Below are 21,508 nucleotides of genomic sequence, written 5' to 3'. Positions count from 1 at the left end.
CTGCAGCGGTAGTGGCTTTTTGATGTATCTTTAACCCGTCATTCCGTGGCGACGCATCGTCGCCATGTCAGGTCAGGACGGCCAGTGCAGAGCCTTCAGCAGTTCCTCCAGGGTCCCGTTTCCCAGCTCGCCCCGTTTGCCGGAGCGCGGCGATGAACGCCTGCCTGGCCGGCGGCTGGAGCCTCAATGGCCCGGTGCTGCTGACGCTGGTGCTGGGCGTGGGGGTGATCCTCATGGCGCGCTGGGTCGGCCGGCAGCGTCATTTCCCTGGCCGTGAGAGCTTCATCGTCCTGCACATCGCCATCTTCTGGTGGCTCGCCGCCGCCGGCCTCGAGCTGGCCGCGCAGGGGCCGCAATGCAAGGTGTTCTGGGCCAGCATGGCCTGGCCGGGGATAGTCGGTGTCCCGAGCCTCTGGGCGGTGTTCCTCTGGCAGTACGTCAACAGCATCCGCGAGCCCATCAGTCCGCGTCGCTTCCTGCTGCTGGGCATCGCGCCGCTGGTGACCCTCGGCATGGCCCTGAGCAATCCCTGGCACCAGCTGTTCTACGGCCCCGGTACCCTGCCGGTGGATGCCACGCCCGGTGCGGCGATCCGCTACGACCATGGCCCGCTCTTCGATGCGGCGGCCATCTACGTCTACCTGTTCATGCTGTTCTGCCTGGCGGTGGTCACCCGCGCGGCCTACGCCAGCCGGGGCCTGCACCGGCGGCACTACCTTGCGTTCGTGCTGGTCACCTGCGTGCCCTGGGCGGTCAACCTGGGCTATGTGGTCGAGGGTTGGACCCTGTTCGGCTTCGACCCCACGCCCTTCAGCTTCGCCTTCACTCTGGTGGCATTCGCCTTCCTGATCGTTGGCGTGCGTCTGTTCGACCTGCTCCCGGTGGCGCGTCACCTGCTGCTGGAAGAGTTGCCCGACCCGGTGCTGGTGGTCGATGCCCGGCGCCGGGTGATCGACGCCAACCCCGCCGCCCTGGCGCTGGCGGAGCAACCCCAGGACTGGCAGGGCGTGGCGCTGGCGCACTGGCCGGTGTTCGGCGTGGAACTGGAGGCGATGCTGGCGGCAGGGGAGAAGGACATGCTGCTGATGCCGGCCACATCCTCGCGCTACTTCGAGGTGCGCTCGCTGAACATCGAGCGCACCAGCCGTGGCGGCATCGCCGTCCTCGGGCGGATGCTCTACCTGCGCGACATCACCGAGCGCCATTGCAGCGAACTCAAGCTGGCCGAGGCCCTGGCCACCAGCGAGGAGCGCCTGCGCACCATCACCCGCCTGCACGAAAAACTGCAGGAGCAGGCCCTGCGCGATCCGCTGACCGGCCTCTACAACCGGCGCCACCTGGGTGAATTGTTCGACCGCGAACAGGCCCGCTGCCAGCGTGACCACAGCCCCATTGCCCTGGCGCTGATCGATCTCGACCATTTCAAGCTGCTCAACGACCGTCACGGCCACCTGGTCGGCGACGATGTGCTGCGCGCGGTGGCCATCCACCTCACCAGTAACCTGCGTGAAAGCGATGCGGTATTCCGTATCGGCGGCGAGGAGTTCCTGCTGCTGTTGCCCGGCGCGTCCGGCGACGAGGCCTATGCCCGGCTACAGGCGCTCTGCCAGGCCCTGGCCGGCCAGCCGTTGCCCACCCGCGTGGGGCCGCTGTCGGTGACCCTGTCGGCCGGGATCGCCCAATGGCCCAGCCAGGGGCAGGGCCTGGAAGCGCTGATGCAGGTGGCCGACGCCGCGCTGTACGAGGCCAAGCGCGGCGGCCGCAACCAGGTGCGGCGTCTGGTCGCTGCCGATACCGACTGACGGCTGAACCAGTCCCCGACAGCGGCGTCAGATGTTTTCGCCGCCCTCGCGGGCAATCACAACGGCCTCTTCGGCGCCTTCCATCCCGCTGAGAGGCATTGACCACCGAGTCGCGCTAAACTGCGCGCATTTTTCCACCCTCCGGAGCCAATCCATGTCCCGCGTTACCCTGAGTCGCTACCTGATCGAGCAGACCAGAAGCCACAACACCCCTGCCGATCTGCGCTTCCTCATAGAGGTCGTCGCGCGCGCCTGCAAGGAAATCAGCCATGCGGTGTCCAAGGGCGCGCTGGGCGGCGTACTCGGCAGCATGGGCACCGAGAACGTGCAGGGCGAAGTGCAGAAGAAGCTGGACGTGATGTCCAACGAGATCCTGCTGGAAGCCAACGAGTGGGGCGGCCACCTGGCCGGCATGGCCTCCGAGGAGATGGACAACGCCTACCAGATCCCCGGCAAGTACCCCAAGGGTGCCTACCTGCTGGTGTTCGACCCGCTGGACGGCTCCTCCAACATCGACGTGAACGTGTCGGTGGGGACCATCTTCTCGGTGCTGCGTTGCCCCGAGCAGCACCTGTCGCAGAACGACAGCCTCAACGAGCAGGCCTTCCTCCAGCCGGGCGCCAAGCAGGTCGCCGCCGGCTACGCCATCTACGGCCCGCAGACCATGCTGCTGCTGACCCTGGGCGACGGCGTCAAGGGCTTCACCCTGGATCGCGAACTGGGCAGCTTCGTGCTCACCCACGACAACATCCGCGTGCCGGAAACCACCGCTGAATTCGCCATCAACATGTCCAACCAGCGCCACTGGGAAGCCCCCGTGAAGCGCTACGTCGACGAGATGCTGGCCGGCAAGGAAGGCCCGCTGGGCAAGAACTACAACATGCGCTGGATCGCCTCCATGGTGGCCGACGTACACCGCATCCTCACCCGCGGCGGCGTCTTCATGTACCCCTGGGACGCCCGTGAGCCGGAGAAACCCGGCAAGCTGCGCCTGATGTACGAGGCCAACCCGATGTCCTTCATCATCGAGCAGGCCGGCGGCGCCTCCACCGATGGTCGCCAGCGCATCCTCGATATCCAGCCGACTTCCCTGCACCAGCGCGTGCCGGTCTTCCTCGGTTCCAAGGAAGAAGTCGCCCGCGTCACCGGTTACCACCAGGAGTAACCGGTGCAGCCCTGGCAGCCGCTGCTCGACTGGTGGTTCGGCCCCGAGGCCGCCGCCGGCGAGGTCGCGGCGGCGCGCCAAGGGCTCTGGTTCGGCAAGAAGGACCAGCAGGACCGCGATGCCCGCGAACGCTTCGGCGCGTGGGTGGAGCAGGCCCTGGACGGTGGTCTCGCCGAGTGGAGCGCGGTGCCCGACGGCTGGCTCGCCCTGGTCATCCTGCTGGACCAGTTGCCGCGCATGATCTTCCGTGACAGTCCCCGAGGTTTTGCCGGCGACGCCCGCGCCCAGGCGCTGGTGAGCGAGGGCCTGGCCCGGGGGCTGGAGCGGGACCTCGCGCCGATCCGCCAGGTGTTCATCTACCTGGTGCTGGAGCACGCCGAGGACCTGGCCAGCCAGGAGCGCGCGCTCTACCGCTACCGCCTGCTGCTGGACGGCGCCGCCGACGCCGAGCGGGAGCTGTTCGCCAACTTCTTCGATTTCTCCGAGCGCCACCGGGCGGTGATTGCCCGCTTCGGTCGCTTCCCCCACCGCAACGCGGTGCTCGGCCGCCCCTCCAGCGCCGAAGAGACTGAGTTCCTGCAGAAACCTGGCTCGCGCTTCTAGGCGCGTCGCGAAATCTTGCCGGGTGCTGGCACTTTTCCACCACTTCATGGCTCAAATGGGCGACCCCGCGACCGCTGTGCCAAGCTTGTCGCAACCTATCGTCCAAGGAGCTCCACATGTCCCTGCGTATCCTCGCCCTGTTGTCCTGCTGCCTGGTGCTGGCCGCCTGCAACAAACTCAGTTCTGAGAATTACTCCAAGCTCAAGACCGGCATGACCAAGGCGGAAGTGGAGCAACTGCTCGGCAACCCCACCGAGTGCTCGGGCGCCGTGGGCTTCACCAGCTGCACCTGGGGTGACGAGAAGACCTTCGTCAGCGTGCAGTACGGCGGTGACAAGGTGCTGATGTTCTCCGGCAAGGGCCTCAAGTGATGCGCCTGGGCGCGCTGCTGGCGGCCCTGCTGCTGGCCGGCTGCGCCAGCCAGGGCGAGGCGCCGGTGCCGCCGCGCACGGTCGCGGCGGTGGACCTGCAGCGTTACCAGGGCACCTGGTACGAGCTGGCGCGCCTGCCGATGTTCTTCCAGCGCGGCTGCGCGCAGTCCGAAGCCCACTACAGCCTGGAGGGCGACGGCAGTCTGGGCGTGCTCAACCGCTGCCGCGACCTGGACGGCGACTGGAAGCAGGCCCGTGGCCGGGCCGTGCCCCAGGTGGAGGGGCGCACCGACAAGCTCTGGGTGAGTTTCGACAACTGGTTCTCCCGGCTCCTGCCGGGTCTCACCAAGGGCGACTACTGGGTGCTCTACCTGGACGATGACTACCGCACCGCGCTGGTGGGCAATCCCGATCGCAAGTACCTCTGGCTGCTGTCACGCACGCCGGTGGTGTCGGAGGCGACCCGCGAGCGGCTGCTGGAAGTGGCGGAAGAGCAGGGCTATGACACCGACCTGCTGATCTGGCGCACGCCGGACACGGCGATCCCGTAGGTTGGCGCCAAGCGCAGCGCGGCCCAACGTCGGGCGCCGTTTCGTTGGGCTTCGCGTAGCTCAGCCACAACCTACGTGGAGCCAGTCGGTAGATCCTATGTTTCTGCGCAAGCCTGCCGGTCTGCTCGGGTGGATGTCGCTTTTCACATCCACCAACGGAGCCTGGCACCACGCCGAATGGTGGACCGGTGAAGCGTGGTCCACCCGTACGCAGGCTTGTAGCCCGGATGAAATCCGGGGAAGACCCGACCACCGCTCCCGGATTTCATCCGGGCTAGGATCCGTGCCGGATCAGCCCAGCACGTCGCGCAATACCCCGGTGAAGGCCCGCGCCGTTTCTCCCTCGGCCGCGTGCCGGCCATCGCGCACCACCCAGTTCCCGGCCACCATGACATCCCGCACCTGGCGGTCGCCGCCGGCGAACAGCCAGCGGTTGAGCAGGGCGTCGCCTTCGGCCGTGGCGAGGTAGGGGTCATTGCCGTCCAGCACCAGCCAGTCGGCACGTTTGCCCACCGCCAGCTCGCCCACCGGCTGGCCCAGGGCCTGGGCGCCACCGGCAAGGGCGGCGTCGTACAGGGTGCGGCCGACCTGCGGCTGCTCGGCGCGGTAGAGGCGGTTGCGGCGCTGGTCGCGCAGGCGCTGGCCGTATTCCAGCCAACGCAGTTCCTCCACCACGCTGACCGAGACATGGCTATCCGAGCCGATGCCCAGGCGGCCGCCCTGGGCGAGGAAGTCCACCGCCGGGAAGATGCCGTCGCCCAGGTTGGCCTCGGTGGTCAGGCAGAGCCCGGCCACCGCGCCGCTGCTAGCCATCGCCGCCACTTCGTCGGGCTGGGCGTGGGTGGCGTGCACCAGGCACCAGCGTTGGTCCACCGAGGCGTTGTCGTAGAGCCATTGCAGCGGGCGACGGCCGCTCCAGGCCAGGCAGTCGTCCACTTCCTTCTGCTGTTCGGCGATATGGATATGGATCGGGCGCTGGCCCTGTTCGGCCGCCAGCACGGTAGCCAGCTGCTCCGGGGTGACCGCGCGCAGGGAGTGGAAGCACAGGCCCAGCTGCTGGTTGGGCTGGCGCGCCAGTTCGCCGCGCAGGCGCTCCTGCAGGGCCAGGTAGCTCTCGGTGCTGTGGATGAAGCGACGCTGGCCGTCGTTGGGGGCCTGGCCACCGAAACCTGCATGGCTGTAGAGCACCGGCAGCAGGGTCAGGCCGATGCCGACGTCGCGGGCGGCCTGGCTGACCCGCAGCGCGAGTTCGGCGGGGTCGGCGTAGCGGCGGCCATCGACGTCATGGTGCACGTAGTGGAACTCGGCGACGCTGGTGTAGCCGGCCTTGAGCATCTCGATGTAGAGCTGCCGGGCGATCACTTCCAGTTGCTCCGGGGTGATCCGGCCGACCAGGCGATACATCAGGTCGCGCCAGGTCCAGAAGCTGTCATTGGGGTTGCCCGCCACCTCGGCGAGACCGGCCATGGCGCGCTGGAAGGCGTGGGAGTGCAGGTTCGGCATGCCCGCCAGCACGGGGCCCTGGAGGCGCTCGGCGCCTTCTGCATCGGCATCCACCAGGACCTGCTCGATGAGGCCGGCGGAACAGACTTCGAAGCGGACATTGCGTGCCCAGCCTTGCGGCAGCAGGGCGCGTTCGGCGAAGAAAGCGGACATGGTGAGGCCCCGGGATGTGGGTTGTTTTATTTGTATATACATATACAGACGTTTGTGGGTAACGTAAACTCACGCCAGTCGCGCACTTGTCTGGAATTGTCGATTCCGGTACATGCCGGGAGGCGGGAACCCAGTTCCGGGCTCCGCCAGTATTCCTTCCAGGGTCCCGCGCTCGCCGACAAGGAGATTCCCGTGCCCAGTTCGCCCAACGCACCAACTTCGCTGGCCGCCCAGATGGGAGAGGCGCCCGCGCCGCTCTATGCGCGGGTCAAACAGATGATCAGCCAGCAGATCCAGAGCGGCGCCTGGCCGCCGCATTACCGCGTGCCGTCCGAGAGCGAACTGGTCAACGAGCTGGGCTTCAGCCGCATGACCATCAATCGTGCCCTGCGCGAGCTGACCGCCGAAGGCATGCTGGTGCGCATGCAGGGCGTGGGCACCTTCGTCGCCGAGCCCAAGGGCCAGTCGGCGCTGTTCGAGGTGCACAACATCGCCGAGGAGATCGCCCAGCGCGGTCATCGCCACCATTGCGTGGTGGTCAGCCTGGTGGACGAAGTGGCCGGCCCCGAGCGCGCCATGGCGCTGGATCTGCGCGAAGGCCAGCGGGTGTTCCACTCGCGCATCGTGCATTTCGAGAATGACGTGCCGGTACAGATCGAAGACCGCTTCGTGAACCCCGTGGTCGCCCCCGATTACCTGAAGCAGGACTTCACCCGCCAGACGCCCTATGCCTACCTGTCCCAGGTGGCGCCGTTGACCGAGGGCGAGCATGTGGTCGAGGCCATCCTGGCCGATGCCGATGAGTGCCGGCTGCTGCAGATCGAGCGCGGCGAGCCCTGCCTGCTGATTCGCCGGCGCACCTGGTCCGGGCGCAACACCGTGACCAGCGCCCGCCTGCTTTACCCCGGTTCCCGCTATCGCCTCGAAGGACGTTTCGGTTCATGAGCCAATCCCGCTTGCTGCGCGCCGCCGATTACCCCCGCATGCCCTGGAAAAACGGCGCGGGTTCCACCCTGGAAATCACCCGTGACGCGGGTGACGGTCTCGATGGCTTCGGCTGGCGCCTGTCCATCGCCGATGTGGGCGAGTCCGGCGGCTTCTCCGCCTTCACCGGCTACCAGCGGGTGATCACCGTGCTCGAAGGCGCCGGCATGCGCCTCGAGGTGGACGGCCATCTCTCTCGCGACCTGACCGCCCTGGACGCCTTCGCCTTCGATGGCGGCAGCGTGGTGGACTGCGAGCTGCTCGACGGTCCGATCCGCGACTTCAACCTCATCTACTCCCCGCAGCGTTACACCGCGCGCCTGCAATGGCTGCCCATCGATGGCGAGCTGAAGCTGTTCAGCGCCGCCACCACCCTGCTGCTGTTCGCCGCCGATGGCGAGGTGGCCGCGAGCCTGGACGACGTGGCCGCAGGCTCATTGGGCCGGCACGACTGCCTGCACCTGGAAAACCAGGGGCAGTTGGCCGAGCTGAAGCTCGCCGGCACCGGCACCCTGTGCCTGATCGAGCTGACTCCCCGCTGAAACCTCCCTCTCCTGTAGGTTGTGGCTGAGCGACGCGAAGCCCAACAGCCTGGCTCGCACGTTGGGCCGCGCTGCGCTTGGCCCAACCTACAGCTAGCTGATCGACATCGAGTCTCCCACCGGCATTGCCGGCCAGCGGGCAGGATCAGGCCACAGGGTCTACACCTAACCTGTCGCCCGCCACGCCCACCGGTGCCGTCCATGCCCCGCCACAGCGTCCTTGCCACCATCCTGCTGTCCCTGCTGGTCCCCGCCTCACTGGAAGCCAAGGCCGCCGGATGCCCCTATCCCAAGCCCGTGGTGCTGGCCGGGCTGAACTGGGAGAGCGGCATGTTCACCACCGAGGTCCTGCGGGTGCTGCTGGAAAAAGGCTATGGCTGCAAGACCGACGTGCTTCCCGGTAACACCCTGACCATGGAGAACGCCCTGCGGCAGAACGATGTCCAGCTGATCGCCGAGCAGTGGGCCGGGCGCAGCGAGTTGTGGCGCAAGGCCGAGGCGGCCGGCGAGGTCTTCGCCGTTGGCGAGCCGGTGCAAGGTGCCACCGAGGGCTGGTGGGTGCCGGAGTACCTGGTCAAGGGGGAGGGCGCCCCGGCCGCCGGATTGCGCTCGGTCAGCGACCTGCCGCGCTACAAGGCGCTGTTCAAGGACCCCGAGGACCCGAACAAGGGCCGCTTCTACAACTGCCCGACGGGCTGGTCCTGCGAAGGGGTCAACAGCCAGAAGCTCAAGGCCTATGGCCTGGTAGACAGTTATGTGAACTTCCGCACCGGGACCGGCCCGGCACTGGATGCGGCCATCACCTCGGCGATCCGCCAGCGGCAGCCGATCCTCTTCTACTACTGGTCGCCGACGCCGCTGATGGGGCGTTACCCCCTGGTACAGCTGGAAGAACCCCCCTTCGATCGCAAGGCCTGGGAAACCCTGATCGACCCGAAGAACCCCAAGCCCATCGGCACCCGCTCCTTGCCGGCGAAGATATCCATCGGCGTCTCCCGCGACCTGCACCAGAAGGCACCGGCGCTGGTGCAGACCCTCGAGAAGGTGCAGATCCCCCTGCCGCTGTTCAACAGCATCCTCGCGCGCATGGCCGAGGAGCGCGCCGAGGCCGGCCCGCTGGCCGACGCCTTCTTCCGCCAGCACCGGGACATCTGGTCGCTCTGGGTGCCGGCGGACGTCGCCCGGCAGCTGGATGCTTCCCTGAAGTGACTGTTACCTAACACCCCACTCTGGTGCGCGACTGCTTCGAAAGCGGGCGTTTTTCCTGTGCGGTAACGGTTTTCCCGGTCCTCCCTTCCGTACTTGTCTATACAAGGTGATCGGCTGTCGCCCTTGTGCGGCAAGGCTTCCGGCTGTCCAGGGCAATGGGCGAACGGGGTTTGGCCCCTTGATTGCATATGCTTGTATGTACAAGTTCATATGTGTGCAGATAGGCACGGCATAACCCGCGCAGTCTTGCCGTGACACTGCCCACCGCTACCACCCCATGAGGACCCAGGCATGACCAAATTCCGCGACATCGAAATCCGCGCGCCGCGTGGCAACAAGCTGACCGCCAAGAGCTGGCTGACCGAAGCGCCGCTGCGCATGCTGATGAACAACCTCGACCCCGAGGTGGCGGAGAACCCGAAGGAACTGGTGGTGTACGGCGGCATCGGCCGCGCCGCGCGCAATTGGGAGTGCTACGACAAGATCGTCGAAGCCCTCACGCAACTGAACGAGGACGAAACCCTGCTGGTGCAGTCCGGCAAGCCAGTGGGCGTGTTCAAGACCCACGCCAATGCACCCCGCGTGCTGATCGCCAACTCCAACCTGGTGCCCCACTGGGCCACCTGGGAGCATTTCAACGAACTGGATGCCAAGGGCCTGGCCATGTACGGCCAGATGACCGCCGGCAGCTGGATCTACATCGGCAGCCAGGGCATCGTCCAGGGCACCTATGAAACCTTCGTCGAGGCAGGCCGCCAGCACTACAACGGCAACCTCAAGGGCCGTTGGGTGCTCACCGCCGGCCTCGGCGGCATGGGCGGCGCCCAGCCCCTGGCCGCGACCCTGGCCGGCGCCTGCTCGCTGAACATCGAGTGCCAGCAGACCAGCATCGATTTCCGCCTGCGCAGCCGCTACGTCGACGAGCAGGCCACCGACCTGGACGACGCCCTGGCGCGCATCGCCACGTACACCGCCGAGGGCAAGGCGATCTCCATCGCCCTGCTGGGCAACGCCGCTGAAATCCTCCCGGAACTGGTTCGCCGTGGCGTGCGTCCGGACATGGTCACCGACCAGACCAGCGCCCACGACCCGCTCAATGGCTACCTGCCGATCGGCTGGACCTGGGAGCAGTACCGCGACCGCGCCCAGACCGAGCCGGCTGCCGTGGTGAAAGCCGCCAAGCAGTCCATGGCCGTGCACGTGCAGGCCATGCTGGACTTCCAGAAGCAGGGCGTACCGACCTTCGACTACGGCAACAACATCCGCCAGATGGCCAAGGAAGAGGGCGTGAGCAATGCCTTCGACTTCCCCGGCTTCGTCCCGGCCTACATCCGCCCGCTGTTCTGCCGTGGCATCGGCCCGTTCCGCTGGGCCGCGCTGTCGGGCAACGCCGAGGACATCTACAAGACCGACGCCAAGGTCAAGGAACTGATCCCGGAAGACGCCCACCTGCACCGCTGGCTGGACATGGCCCGCGAGCGCATCGCCTTCCAGGGCCTGCCGGCGCGCATCTGCTGGGTCGGCCTGGGCCAGCGCGCCAAGCTGGGCCTGGCCTTCAACGAGATGGTCCGCACGGGCGAGCTGTCCGCGCCCATCGTCATCGGCCGCGACCACCTGGACTCCGGTTCGGTCTCCAGCCCCAACCGTGAAACCGAAGCCATGGCCGACGGCTCCGACGCCGTGTCCGACTGGCCGCTGCTCAACGCCCTGCTGAACACCGCCAGCGGCGCCACCTGGGTCTCGCTGCACCACGGCGGCGGCGTGGGCATGGGCTTCTCCCAGCACTCGGGCATGGTGATCGTCTGCGACGGTACCGACGAGGCGGCGGCACGCATCGCCCGTGTGCTGACCAACGACCCGGGTACCGGCGTGATGCGCCATGCCGATGCCGGTTACCAGATCGCCATCGACTGTGCCAAGGAACAGGGCCTGAACCTGCCGATGATCACCGGCAAGGCCTGAGGCCGGCGCCCCTGCGCGGACTCCGACCCGACGCCAGGGTCGGAGCGCCGCGCAGGGGGCACGCGCCCGCCAGGGAAGCGGCGCGGGCCAGAGCGTTTCCGAAGGACAACAACAAGAACATCGCCAGCCAAGCCGCAGCGGAGAACCCATAGATGACCCAGCCCCAAGAGCCTTCGGCCAAGCCCCTGATCGAGCGGCGCTCGATCGACTACATCCCCGAGGCCGAACGCCATGGCCGCCTCTACAGCCAGTTCACCCTCTGGATGGGCGCCAACCTGCAGATCACCGCGATAGTCACCGGTGCGCTTGCCGTGGTGCTGGGTGGGGATGTGTTCTGGTCGCTGATCGGCCTGTTCATCGGCCAACTGCTCGGCGGCGCGGTGATGGCCCTGCACGCGGCCCAGGGGCCGAAGCTCGGCCTGCCGCAGATGATCTCCAGCCGCGTGCAGTTCGGCGTCTACGGCGCGGCCATCCCGATCGTGCTGGTGTGCCTGATGTACCTGGGCTTCACCGCTACCGGCACCGTGCTCTCCGGCCAGGCCATCGGCCAGTTGCTGGGGGTCAGCGACAGCGCCGGCATCCTGCTCTTCGCCGCGGTGATCGTCGTGGCCGCCGTGTCCGGCTACCGGGTGATCCACTACATCGGCCGCATCGCCAGCGTGCTCGGGATCATCGCCTTCATCTACCTGTTCAGCCGCGTGATGGCCCTGGGCGACATCGGCGAGCTGCTGCAGAACCGTCATTTCAGCTGGTCCAGCTTCCTGCTCGCGGTGTCCCTGGCGGCGTCCTGGCAGATCGCCTACGGCCCCTACGTGGCCGACTACTCGCGCTACCTGCCGAGCGACACCTCGCCGGTGAAGACCTTCCTCGCCGCCGGCCTGGGCTCGGTGATCGGCGCGCAGATCGCCATGGTCCTCGGGGTGTTCGTCGCGGCCATGGCCAATGGTCAGTTCGCCGGCCGCGAAGTGGCCTACGTGGTCGGCCTGGGCAGCACCGGCGCCGTGGCCGCACTGCTGTACTTCAGCATCGCCTTCGGCAAGGTGACCATCTCCACCCTGAACTCCTACGGCAGCTTCATGTGCATCGCCACCATCATCAGCGGCTTCCGTGGCCACATCGAGGTGTCCCGCGCCCAGCGCCTGCTGTTCGTGCTCGGCATAGTCGGCGCCTCCACCCTGGTGGCGCTGCTCGGCCAGCATTCCTTCCTGGCCGCGTTCAAGTCCTTCATCCTCTTCCTGCTGACCTTCTTCACCCCGTGGAGCGCGGTGAACCTGGTGGATTACTACTTCGTCACCAAGGAACGCTACGACGTACCGGCGCTGTCCGATCCCGATGGCCGCTACGGCCGCTGGAACGTAGCGGGGATCAGCGTCTACGCCATCGGCGTGCTGGTGCAGTTGCCCTTCATCTCCACCAAGCTCTATACCGGCCCGCTGGTGGAGGCCCTTGGCGGTGTGGATATCTCCTGGATCATCGGTCTGGTGGTGCCCGGAGTCCTCTACTACCTGGTGGCGCGCCGCAGCCGGCGACCGATTCCGGAGCGCATGCTGCTGCCGGCCGATTCGATCAACCTGGGCAAGGTCGCCAACGGCGCCTGAGTCCGGGGCTTTTTCCGGGATGCGGCGCTCGCCGCCGCGTCCGACTTTGAAACGAACGCCGCCAAGGGAAGGCGGCGGACAAGGAGACATGCGATGAACCTGCACCTCAAACCCGGCCAATTGACCCTCGCCGAGCTGCGCCAGGCCTATCGGCAACCCGTGCGCCTGGCCCTGGACGCCAGTGCCGGCAAGGCCATCGAGGCCAGCGTTGCCTGCGTCGAGAGCATCGTCGCCGAGGGCCGCACGGCCTATGGCATCAACACCGGCTTCGGCCTGCTGGCCTCCACCCGCATCGCCCCGGCCGACCTGGAGAAGCTGCAGCGCTCCCTGGTGCTGTCCCACGCCGCCGGTGTCGGCGAGCCGCTGGACGACGCCATGGTGCGGCTGATCATGCTGCTCAAGGTGAACAGCCTGGCACGCGGCTTCTCCGGCATCCGCCGCAAGGTGATCGACGCCCTGGTGGCCCTGATCAACGCCGAGGTCTACCCGCACATCCCGCTCAAGGGCTCGGTGGGCGCCTCCGGCGACCTGGCGCCGCTGGCGCACATGTCCCTGGTGCTGCTCGGCGAGAGCCGCGCCCGCTACCGGGGCGAGTGGCTGCCGGCCAGCGAAGCCCTGGCCGCCGCCGGCCTGGAACCCCTGACCCTGGCCGCCAAGGAGGGCCTGGCCCTGCTCAACGGCACCCAGGTGTCCACCGCCTACGCCCTGCGCGGCCTGTTCGAGGCCGAGGACCTGTTCGCCGGCGCCACCGTCTGCGGCGGCCTCAGCGTCGAGGCCATGCTCGGCTCGCGGGCACCCTTCGATGCGCGCATCCACGCCGCCCGTGGCCAGCGCGGCCAGATCGACGTCGCCGCCGCCTACCGCGAGCTGCTCACCGCCAGCAGCGAGATCGCCCGCTCCCACGAGAAGTGCGACAAGGTCCAGGACCCGTACTCCCTGCGCTGCCAGCCCCAGGTCATGGGCGCCTGCCTGACCCAGCTGCGCCAGGCAGCCGAGGTGCTGGAGATCGAATCCAATGCGGTGTCCGACAACCCGCTGGTGTTCGCCGAAGAGGGCGACGTGATCTCCGGCGGCAACTTCCACGCCGAGCCCGTGGCCATGGCCGCCGACAACCTCGCCCTGGCCATCGCCGAGATCGGCTCGCTGTCGGAGCGGCGCATCTCGCTGATGATGGACATGCACATGTCCCAGCTGCCGCCCTTCCTGGTGGAGAACGGCGGGGTCAACTCCGGCTTCATGATCGCCCAGGTCACCGCCGCCGCCCTGGCCAGCGACAACAAGGCCCTGGCCCACCCGGCCAGCGTCGACAGCCTGCCCACTTCGGCCAACCAGGAGGACCACGTGTCCATGGCGCCGAACGCCGGCAAGCGCCTCTGGGCCATGGCCGAGAACGTGCGCGGCATCCTCGCCATCGAATGGCTGGGTGCCTGCCAGGGCCTGGATTTCCGCACCGGCCTGAAGAGCTCGCCGAAGCTGGAGGAGGCCCGCGGCCTGCTGCGCGCCGAGGTGTCCTACTACCAGGAGGACCGTTTCTTCGCTCCGGATATCGAGACCGCCAGCAACCTGCTCGCCAGCGGTTGCCTGAATTCCCTGATGCCGGCCGGGCTGCTGCCGAGCCTGTGAAGCGGATGACGGAGCGGCAAGGGGCGGGCCTGCGGGCCCGTTCCGGGTCAGGACGACCGCTGTTCGTGCACAACAACAATCGCCAGTCACTGGCACCGGAGCCGGCCTCGTCCGGCTTCCGGCCCTGATCGAACTGCCTTAACCCTTACCAAGTTTCAGGAGCGTCGGAACATGCAATTCAAGAAGCGAGTGTTGGGCATCATCTGCGTCGCCGGCCTGCTGTCCACGGCGGCTTCCGCCCAGGCGGCCGGCTGGTGCGAATCCGGCAAACCGGTGAAGTTCGCCGGGCTCAACTGGGAAAGCGGCATGTTGCTCACCGACGTGCTGCAGTTCGTTTTGAAGAACGGCTACGGCTGCGAGACCGACAGCCTGCCGGGCAATTCCATCACCATGGAGCAGGCGCTGGGCAACAACGATATCCAGGTGTTCGCCGAGGAGTGGATCGGCCGCAGCGACGCCTGGAACAAGGCCGCCGCCGCCGGCAAGGTGGTGGGCGTGGGCGCACCCATCGTCGGCGCCACCGAAGGCTGGTACGTGCCGCGCTACGTGATCGAGGGTGACGCCAAGCGCGGCATCGAGGCCAAGGCGCCGAAGCTCAAGGCCATCGCCGACCTCGGCCCTTACGCCGAAGTGTTCCGCGACCCGGAAGAGCCCGGCAAGGGCCGCTTCTACAACTGCCCGGCCGGCTGGACCTGCGAGCTGGACAACAGCGAGATGCTGAAAAGCTACGGCCTCGAGGACAAGTTCACCAACTTCCGTCCCGGCACCGGCCCGGCCCTGGATGCCGCCGTGCTCTCGAGCTATCGCCGTGGCGAGCCTATCCTTTTCTATTACTGGTCGCCGACGCCGCTGATGGGCCAGGCGGACCTGGTCAAGCTGGAGGAGAAGCCCGGCGTGGACAAGAGCGTGACCATCCAGGTCGGCCTGTCCAAGACCTTCCATGACGAGGCCCCCGAGCTGGTCGACGTGCTGAAGAAGGTCAACCTGCCCATCGACCTGCTGAACCAGAACCTGGCGAAGATGGCCAAGGAAAAACTGGACTCGGCGGACCTGGCCCAGGCCTTCCTCAAGGAACACCCGGAGGTGTGGCACGCCTGGGTCAGCGCGGATGCGGCGAAGAAGATCGACGCCGCGCTCTGAGGCTGCGGGCGAGTACTGACAAGGGCCTTTCCCCCGGGCGGGGGAAAGGCCTCACCTGACCGGAGCGAACCATGTTCCCCAAAAGCTTTACCTTCTCCATCGCCGACTGGGTCAATGGCTGGGTCGACAGCCTGGTGACCAACTACGGCGATGTGTTCCGCCACATCTCCGACACCCTGCTCTGGGCCATCGTCTACCTCGAAGGCGTGCTGCGCGCGACGCCCTGGTGGCTGGTGCTGCTGGTGGTCGCCGGCATCGCCTGGCACGCCACCCGGCGCATCCTGCCGACCCTGGTGATCACCGGCCTGCTGTTCCTGGTGGGCGCCGTGGGCCTCTGGGACAAGCTGATGCAGACCGTGGCGCTGATGCTGGTGGCCACCTTCATCTCGGTGCTGATCGGCATTCCGCTGGGCATCCTCGCGGCCCGCAGCGACCGCCTGCGCGCCGTGCTGATGCCGCTGCTGGACATCATGCAGACCATGCCCAGCTTCGTGTACCTGATCCCGGTCCTGATGCTCTTCGGCCTGGGCAAGGTGCCGGCCATTTTCGCCACCGTGATCTACGCCGCGCCGCCCCTGATCCGCCTCACCGACCTCGGCATCCGCCAGGTGGACAAGGAAGTGATGGAGGCGGTCAACGCCTTCGGCGCCAACCGCTGGCAGCAGCTGTTCGGCGTGCAGTTGCCGCTGGCCCTGCCGAGCATCATGGCCGGGATCAACCAGACCACCATGATGGCCCTGTCGATGGTGGTGATCGCCTCCATGATCGGTGCCCGAGGCCTCGGCGAGGACGTGCTGGTGGGCATCCAGACCCTCAACGTCGGCAAGGGCCTGGAAGCGGGCCTGGCCATCGTCATCCTGGCCGTGGTCTTCGACCGCATCACCCAGGCTTACGGCCGTTCGCGGCACGCAGACAGCAAATGAGTGGCCAGAACATGAGCAAGATCGTCGTCAAGAACGTATTCAAGATCTTCGGCCAGCGCGCCGACGAGGCCCTGTCGCTGATCCAGCAAGGCACGAGCAAGGCCGAGGTGCTGGACAAGACCGGCTGCGTGGTGGGGGTCAACGACCTGTCGCTGTCCATCGGCGCCGGCGAGATCTTCGTGATCATGGGCCTGTCCGGTTCCGGCAAGTCCACCCTGGTGCGCCACTTCAACCGCCTGATCGACCCCACCAGCGGGCAGATCCTGGTGGATGGCGAGGACATCCTGCGCTACGACATGGAGCAACTGCGGGAATTCCGCCGCAAGAAGATCAGCATGGTGTTCCAGAGCTTCGGCCTGTTGCCGCACAAGACGGTGCTGGACAACGTCGCCTACGGCCTCAAGGTGCGCGGCGAGACCCGCGACTACTGCCTGGAGCGCGCCCAGCACTGGATCACCACCGTGGGCCTGAAGGGCTACGAGAAGTCCTACCCTCACCAGCTTTCCGGCGGCATGCGCCAGCGCGTGGGCCTGGCCCGCGCACTGGCCTCGGACACCGACATCATCCTCATGGACGAAGCCTTCAGCGCCCTCGACCCGCTGATCCGCGCCGACATGCAGGAGCAACTGCTGGAGCTGCAGAAGACCCTGCAGAAGACCATCGTCTTCATCACCCACGACCTGGACGAGGCGGTGCGCATCGGCAATCGCATCGCCATTCTCAAGGACGGCCGGCTGATCCAGGTCGGCACGCCCAGGGAAATCCTCCACCAGCCGGCGGACGATTACGTCGACCGCTTCGTCCAGCGCCGCGTGGCCAACCTGTAAGGAACAGCCGAGATGTCGTTACCCGAGAAAGTCCTGCTGGGCGATTCGCCGCTGACCTGGCGCCAGGTGGTGGCCGTGGCCCGCCACGGCGCCCCTCTGGAGCTGACCCAGGCGGCCTGGGCGCGCATCGAGAACGCCCGCGCGATCGTCGATCGCATCGTCGAGCGGGGCGAGCGCGCCTACGGCATCAGCACCGGCCTCGGTGCCCTGAGCGAGGTGGTGCTCAGCGGCGAGCAGTTCGCCATGCTGTCGCGCAATACCCTGCTCAGCCATGCCTGCGGCGTCGGCCCGGTGCTGTCCATCGAGCAGACCCGCGCCATCATCTGCTGCGCCATCGCCAACTACAGCCACGGCCGCTCCGGCCTGCAGCGCAAGGTGGTGGAAGCGCTGCTGGCGCTGCTGGAGCGCGGCATCACCCCGCGCGTGCCGTCCCAGGGGTCGGTGGGCTACCTGACCCATATGGCCCATGTCGGTATCGCCCTGCTGGGCGTCGGCGAGGTGGAATGGCGCGGCCGCGTGGTGCCCGCCGCGGAGGCCCTGGCCGGTGAAGGCCTGGCGCCCCTGCGCCTGGGCGCCAAGGACGGGCTCTGCCTGGTCAACGGCCTGCCCTGCATGACCGGCCTGACCTGCCTGGCGCTGGATGACGCCGAGCGCCTGCTGCACTGGGCCGACGTGATCGGCGCCATGAGCTTCGAGGCCCTGCGCGGACAGATCGCCGCCTTCGACCCGGCGATCATCGCCCTCAAGCCGCACCCGGGCGTGCAACGGGTGGGCGCCAACCTGCTGGCGCTGCTGGCCGGCAGCGAGGTGGTGGCCGCCAGCCGCGGCATCCGCACCCAGGATGCTCTCTCCATCCGTTCCATTCCCCAGGTCCACGGCGCCTGCCGCGACCAGTTGGCCCACGCCGCCCGCCAGGTGGATGCGGAGCTGGCCGCGGCCAACGACAACCCGCTGGTACTGGGCACGCCGGACGATTACCGGGTGGTGTCCCAGGCCAACCCCCATGGTGAGTCCGTGGCCATGGCGGCGGACCTGCTGGCGATCGCCGTGGCGGAAATCGGCGGGATCGCCGAACGACGCCTGGACCGCCTGGTGAACCCGCTGGTCAGCGGGCTCCCGGCCTTCCTGGTGAGCCAGCCGGGAGTCAACTCGGGGATGATGATCGTCCAGTACGTGGCGGCGGCCCTGGCCGGGGAGAACCGCCAACTGGCCCAGCCGGCCGTTGTGGATAACTTCGTCACCTCCGGCCTGCAGGAAGACCACCTGAGCCTGGGGACCAGCGCCGCCCTCAAGCTCGGCAGGGCCCTGGAGAACTGCCAGCGCATCCTCGCCATCGAGTACCTGCTGGCCGCCCAGGCCTTCGAGTTCCATCGACCCAGCGCGTTCGGCAGCGGTACCGGGGCGGCCTGGGAAACCCTGCGCGAGCGGGTTCCGGCCTATGATCAGGATCGCTGGCTGGCTCCGGATATCGACGCCGCGACCGAACTGTTGCGCGACCGCGCGGTGCTCGAGGGCATTGCCGCGCGCATTGGAGGCTTGCAATGAAACACCTCTGGCACAACTGCCATGTCGCCACCCTGCGGGGCGGCAAGTACTCGATCATCGACGACGCGGTCCTGGTGACCCACGCCGGGCGTATCGAGTGGATCGGCCCGCGTGACGATCTGCCGACCGTGCCCTATGACGTGGAAGTCGACCTGGGTGGCGCCTGGGTCACGCCGGGACTGATCGACTGCCACACCCACCTGGTGTTCGGCGGCGACCGCAGCGGCGAGTTCGAGCAGCGCCTGGAAGGCGTCAGCTATGCCGAGATCGCCGCCCAGGGCGGCGGCATCGCCAGCACCGTGCGGGCTACCCGCGAGGCGAGCGAGGACGAGCTGCTGGAGAGTGCCAGCCGCCGCGCCCGCCAGCTGCTGCGCGATGGCGTCACCACCCTGGAAGTGAAGTCCGGCTACGGCCTGGACCTGGCCAGCGAGCGCAAGATGCTGCGGGTCGCCCGCCGCCTGGGCGAGACCCTGCCCATCACCGTGCGCGCCACTTGCCTGGCCGCCCACGCCCTGCCGCCGGAATACGCCGGCCGCGCCGACGACTACATCGAGCACATCTGCAGCGAGATCCTGCCGACCCTGGCCGGCGAAGGGCTGGTGGACGCGGTGGACGCCTTCTGCGAACACCTGGCCTTCTCCCCGGCCCAGGTGGAGCGGGTCTTCAAGGTCGCCCACGAACTGGACCTGCCGGTGAAGCTGCACGCCGAGCAACTGTCCTCCCTGCACGGCTCGGCCCTGGCCGCGCGCTACCAGGCGCTGTCGGCCGACCACCTGGAATACATGACCGAGGATGACGCCATCGCCATGGCGGCGGCGGGCACCGTCGCCGTGCTGCTGCCCGGCGCCTTCTACCTGCTGCGCGAAACCCAGTTGCCGCCCATCGACGCCTTGCGCAAGCACGGTGTGGCCATGGCGGTGGCCAGCGACCTCAACCCCGGCACGTCGCCGGCCTTGTCCCTGCGGATGATGCTGAACATGGCCTGCACCTCCTTCCGCCTGACCCCGGAAGAAGCCCTGGCCGGCGTCACCTTGCACGCCGCGCGGGCCCTGGGCCTGGCCCACAGCCACGGCAGCCTGGAGGTGGGCAAGGTGGCGGACTTCATCGCCTGGGACATCCAGCGCCCGGCGGAACTCGCCTACTGGCTGGGCGGCGACCTGCCCAAGCGGGTGATTCGACACGGACAGGAGATCGACTGTGGATAACGTAATCGGCTTCAGCCGCGGCAGCGTGCCGCTGCTGATCAGCATGCCGCACCCCGGCACCCTCCTCACGCCGGCGGTGGAAGCCGGCATGGTGGAAGCCGGCTGGGACCTCACCGACACCGACTGGCACATCCCACGGCTCTATGATTTCGCCGCCGAGCTGGGGGCCAGCACGCTGGCGGCGCAGTACTCGCGCTACGTCATCGACCTCAACCGGCCGGCCGACGACAAGCCGCTCTACGCCACCGCCACCACGGGCCTTTACCCTGCCACCCTGTTCGACGGCGAGCCGCTCTACCGCGAAGGCGAGGAGCCCTCGGCGGCGGAGCGTGCGCGCTACCTGGCGGAAATCTGGACGCCTTACCACCAGGCCATCAACGACGAACTGGCGCGGATGAAGAGCGAGTTCGGCTATGCGCTGCTGTTCGACGCCCATTCCATCCGCTCCTTCGTGCCGCGCCTGTTCGACGGCCGCCTGCCGGACTTCAACCTCGGCACCAATGCCGGGGCCAGCTGCGCCCCGGACCTGGCCGAGGCCCTGGTGGCGACCTGCGCGCAGGCCAAGGATTACAGCCATGTGCTCAACGGCCGCTTCAAGGGCGGTCACATCACCCGTCACTACGGCCAGCCCGACCAGCACATCCATGCCGTGCAGCTGGAGCTGGCGCAATGCACCTACATGGACGAGCAAGTGCCCTTCGACTACCGCGAGGACCTGGCCGTGCCGACCCAGGCGGTGCTGCGCACGCTGCTGCAGCGGATGCTGGAGTGGGGGCGGGAAACCTACGGGCGCTGATGGGGTTGGTTGGGACGCTCTTGCGATACCCATCGATCTCCACCGATGGGTATCGCTCCGCTCAACCCATCCTACGGAAGAACGGCGCGCATCACTTTTGCAGCCCCAGATGGCGGATCACCACCGGCTCGGCGGCCAGGCGCTGCCAGACATCGTCCAGCAGCTCGGCCGGATAGAAGGGCAGGGCGGCCAGTTCCTCGCGGCCGATCCAGGCCAGTTCCTTGATATCGAACTCGTCGCCACCCAGGCCCGCGAGGTTGGCCAGGCTGAGCTCACCGCTCCAGGCGTCTATCCGGTAGAACAGCTCCAGGTGGAAGCGGCCCATGGCCGGTTCGGCGAATTCGCGGACGTAGACCAGTGGGCCGACCTCCACCGCCAGGCTGGTTTCCTCCATGAACTCGCGGCGCACGGTGTCGCGGGTGGACTCGTCGCTTGCGGATTCGAAGCCGCCGCCCGGCGGTATCCAGTAGGTGTCGTCGCCCACCACATGCTTGACCAGCAGGATGCGGCCATCGCGCACCAGCAGGCCGGCGGCGCGGATGCGGTGGGTGAGCGGCGCGCTCATTGCCAGTCCAGCCGGGCGAGCTTCCACTCGCCGTCGTCCAGCCACCACTCCAGCTTCACCCCGTAGTGACGGGCGCTGTCGGGAATCAGCCCCTCGGCGCCGGCCAGGGCTACCTGGGCCTCGGTGTAGCCCTTCTCGCTGTAGGTGGGGTCGAGCTGGCTGGACTTGCTCAGGGCCATCACGTTGACGTTCTTGTGGCGCAGGAACAGCAGGGCCATGGTGCGTTTGGCCCAGTCGCGGTCATGCTGCTGCTGGGCTAGAAATTGCGGGTGCAACTGCTCCAGAACGGCGCCGGTCTGCTTCGCTTCGAGGTTGTCCTGTAGCTGTTGTACCGCCGCATCCAGCGCCGCGGCCGGGTCGTCGCGGCCACAACCAGCTAGGATTGCCAGTACGCAGAGCGTCGGCAGAGCGAACTTCCTGAGTAGCATGCTGAACTCCATT

At 67.6% G+C, this 21,508-nt stretch carries 20 protein-coding genes; 17 read left to right on the top strand and 3 right to left on the bottom strand.

Going from position 1 to position 21,508, the window contains the following annotated elements:
- Positions 1 to 152: 152 nt before the first annotated feature.
- The 5 genes from PCA10_RS26530 to PCA10_RS26510 all read left to right on the top strand — a co-directional run bounded on the left by PCA10_RS26530 (position 153) and on the right by PCA10_RS26510 (position 4,492).
- Positions 153 to 1,802, top strand: a complete 1,650-nt coding sequence (locus PCA10_RS26530) for a histidine kinase N-terminal 7TM domain-containing diguanylate cyclase (RefSeq protein ID WP_016495176.1) — start codon at positions 153 to 155, stop codon at positions 1,800 to 1,802.
- A 154-nt stretch (positions 1,803 to 1,956) separates the two neighbouring features.
- Complete coding sequence (locus PCA10_RS26525; protein WP_016495175.1) at positions 1,957 to 2,967, top strand: class 1 fructose-bisphosphatase; 1,011 nt, start codon at positions 1,957 to 1,959, stop codon at positions 2,965 to 2,967.
- Between the two features lie 3 nt (positions 2,968 to 2,970).
- Entirely contained in the window at positions 2,971 to 3,570 is a 600-nt protein-coding gene (locus PCA10_RS26520) for a DUF924 family protein (RefSeq protein ID WP_016495174.1), read from the top strand.
- A 116-nt stretch (positions 3,571 to 3,686) separates the two neighbouring features.
- Positions 3,687 to 3,941, top strand: a complete 255-nt coding sequence (gene bamE, locus PCA10_RS26515; RefSeq protein ID WP_016495173.1) for an outer membrane protein assembly factor BamE domain-containing protein — start codon at positions 3,687 to 3,689, stop codon at positions 3,939 to 3,941.
- Entirely contained in the window at positions 3,941 to 4,492 is a 552-nt protein-coding gene (locus tag PCA10_RS26510) for a lipocalin family protein (RefSeq protein WP_016495172.1), read from the top strand. The genes bamE and PCA10_RS26510 overlap by 1 nt, the downstream gene beginning before the upstream one ends.
- Before the next feature lie 291 nt (positions 4,493 to 4,783).
- On the opposite strand, the gene PCA10_RS26505 is transcribed toward PCA10_RS26510, so the two are convergent.
- Positions 4,784 to 6,148 carry a formimidoylglutamate deiminase gene (locus tag PCA10_RS26505; RefSeq protein WP_016495171.1) on the bottom strand — a complete coding sequence of 455 codons (1,365 nt, stop codon included), beginning with the start codon at positions 6,146 to 6,148 and terminating at the stop codon, positions 4,784 to 4,786.
- Between the two features lie 234 nt (positions 6,149 to 6,382).
- Between PCA10_RS26505 and hutC the strand changes: the two genes are divergently transcribed.
- The 12 genes from hutC to hutG all read left to right on the top strand — a co-directional run bounded on the left by hutC (position 6,383) and on the right by hutG (position 20,502).
- Positions 6,383 to 7,093 carry a histidine utilization repressor gene (gene hutC, locus PCA10_RS26500; RefSeq protein WP_394296635.1) on the top strand — a complete coding sequence of 237 codons (711 nt, stop codon included), beginning with the start codon at positions 6,383 to 6,385 and terminating at the stop codon, positions 7,091 to 7,093.
- Positions 7,090 to 7,674, top strand: coding sequence for a HutD/Ves family protein (locus PCA10_RS26495; protein WP_016495169.1), 585 nt, complete (start codon positions 7,090 to 7,092; stop codon positions 7,672 to 7,674). Before hutC ends, PCA10_RS26495 begins: the two co-directional genes overlap by 4 nt.
- Before the next feature lie 201 nt (positions 7,675 to 7,875).
- Positions 7,876 to 8,883, top strand: a complete 1,008-nt coding sequence (locus tag PCA10_RS26490; RefSeq protein ID WP_016495168.1) for an ABC transporter substrate-binding protein — start codon at positions 7,876 to 7,878, stop codon at positions 8,881 to 8,883.
- Positions 8,884 to 9,174: 291 nt separating this feature from the next.
- Positions 9,175 to 10,845, top strand: coding sequence for a urocanate hydratase (gene hutU / locus PCA10_RS26485; RefSeq protein WP_016495167.1), 1,671 nt, complete (start codon positions 9,175 to 9,177; stop codon positions 10,843 to 10,845).
- A 152-nt stretch (positions 10,846 to 10,997) separates the two neighbouring features.
- On the top strand, positions 10,998 to 12,443 hold the full coding sequence (locus PCA10_RS26480) for a purine-cytosine permease family protein (protein WP_016495166.1): 1,446 nt from the start codon (positions 10,998 to 11,000) through the stop codon (positions 12,441 to 12,443).
- A 93-nt stretch (positions 12,444 to 12,536) separates the two neighbouring features.
- Positions 12,537 to 14,066 carry a histidine ammonia-lyase gene (gene hutH / locus PCA10_RS26475; protein ID WP_016495165.1) on the top strand — a complete coding sequence of 510 codons (1,530 nt, stop codon included), beginning with the start codon at positions 12,537 to 12,539 and terminating at the stop codon, positions 14,064 to 14,066.
- A gap of 171 nt (positions 14,067 to 14,237) precedes the next feature.
- Positions 14,238 to 15,206: an ABC transporter substrate-binding protein gene (locus PCA10_RS26470; protein ID WP_016495164.1), complete on the top strand. Its 969-nt coding sequence runs from the start codon at positions 14,238 to 14,240 to the stop codon at positions 15,204 to 15,206.
- 71 nt (positions 15,207 to 15,277) lie between these two features.
- A complete protein-coding gene (locus PCA10_RS26465) occupies positions 15,278 to 16,129 on the top strand; it encodes an ABC transporter permease (RefSeq protein ID WP_016495163.1) in 852 nt (283 codons plus the stop codon).
- On the top strand, positions 16,126 to 16,956 hold the full coding sequence (locus tag PCA10_RS26460) for a quaternary amine ABC transporter ATP-binding protein (protein WP_016495162.1): 831 nt from the start codon (positions 16,126 to 16,128) through the stop codon (positions 16,954 to 16,956). Before PCA10_RS26465 ends, PCA10_RS26460 begins: the two co-directional genes overlap by 4 nt.
- A 12-nt stretch (positions 16,957 to 16,968) precedes the next feature.
- Complete coding sequence (locus PCA10_RS26455) at positions 16,969 to 18,501, top strand: HAL/PAL/TAL family ammonia-lyase (RefSeq protein WP_016495161.1); 1,533 nt, start codon at positions 16,969 to 16,971, stop codon at positions 18,499 to 18,501.
- Positions 18,498 to 19,706: an imidazolonepropionase gene (gene hutI, locus PCA10_RS26450; protein WP_016495160.1), complete on the top strand. Its 1,209-nt coding sequence runs from the start codon at positions 18,498 to 18,500 to the stop codon at positions 19,704 to 19,706. Before PCA10_RS26455 ends, hutI begins: the two co-directional genes overlap by 4 nt.
- Positions 19,699 to 20,502, top strand: coding sequence for an N-formylglutamate deformylase (gene hutG, locus PCA10_RS26445; protein ID WP_016495159.1), 804 nt, complete (start codon positions 19,699 to 19,701; stop codon positions 20,500 to 20,502). The genes hutI and hutG overlap by 8 nt, the downstream gene beginning before the upstream one ends.
- Before the next feature lie 91 nt (positions 20,503 to 20,593).
- On the opposite strand, the gene PCA10_RS26440 is transcribed toward hutG, so the two are convergent.
- Entirely contained in the window at positions 20,594 to 21,067 is a 474-nt protein-coding gene (locus tag PCA10_RS26440) for an NUDIX domain-containing protein (protein ID WP_016495158.1), read from the bottom strand.
- Positions 21,064 to 21,495: a hypothetical protein gene (locus PCA10_RS26435; protein WP_016495157.1), complete on the bottom strand. Its 432-nt coding sequence runs from the start codon at positions 21,493 to 21,495 to the stop codon at positions 21,064 to 21,066. Before PCA10_RS26435 ends, PCA10_RS26440 begins: the two co-directional genes overlap by 4 nt.
- Positions 21,496 to 21,508: the final 13 nt, after the last annotated feature.

The organism is Pseudomonas resinovorans NBRC 106553 (genome assembly GCF_000412695.1).
In the GTDB taxonomy this organism is placed as follows: Bacteria; Pseudomonadota; Gammaproteobacteria; order Pseudomonadales; family Pseudomonadaceae; genus Metapseudomonas; species Metapseudomonas resinovorans_A.
Note: the sequence above shows the minus strand (reverse complement) of the source record. Positions and strands in the feature narration are given on the sequence as shown.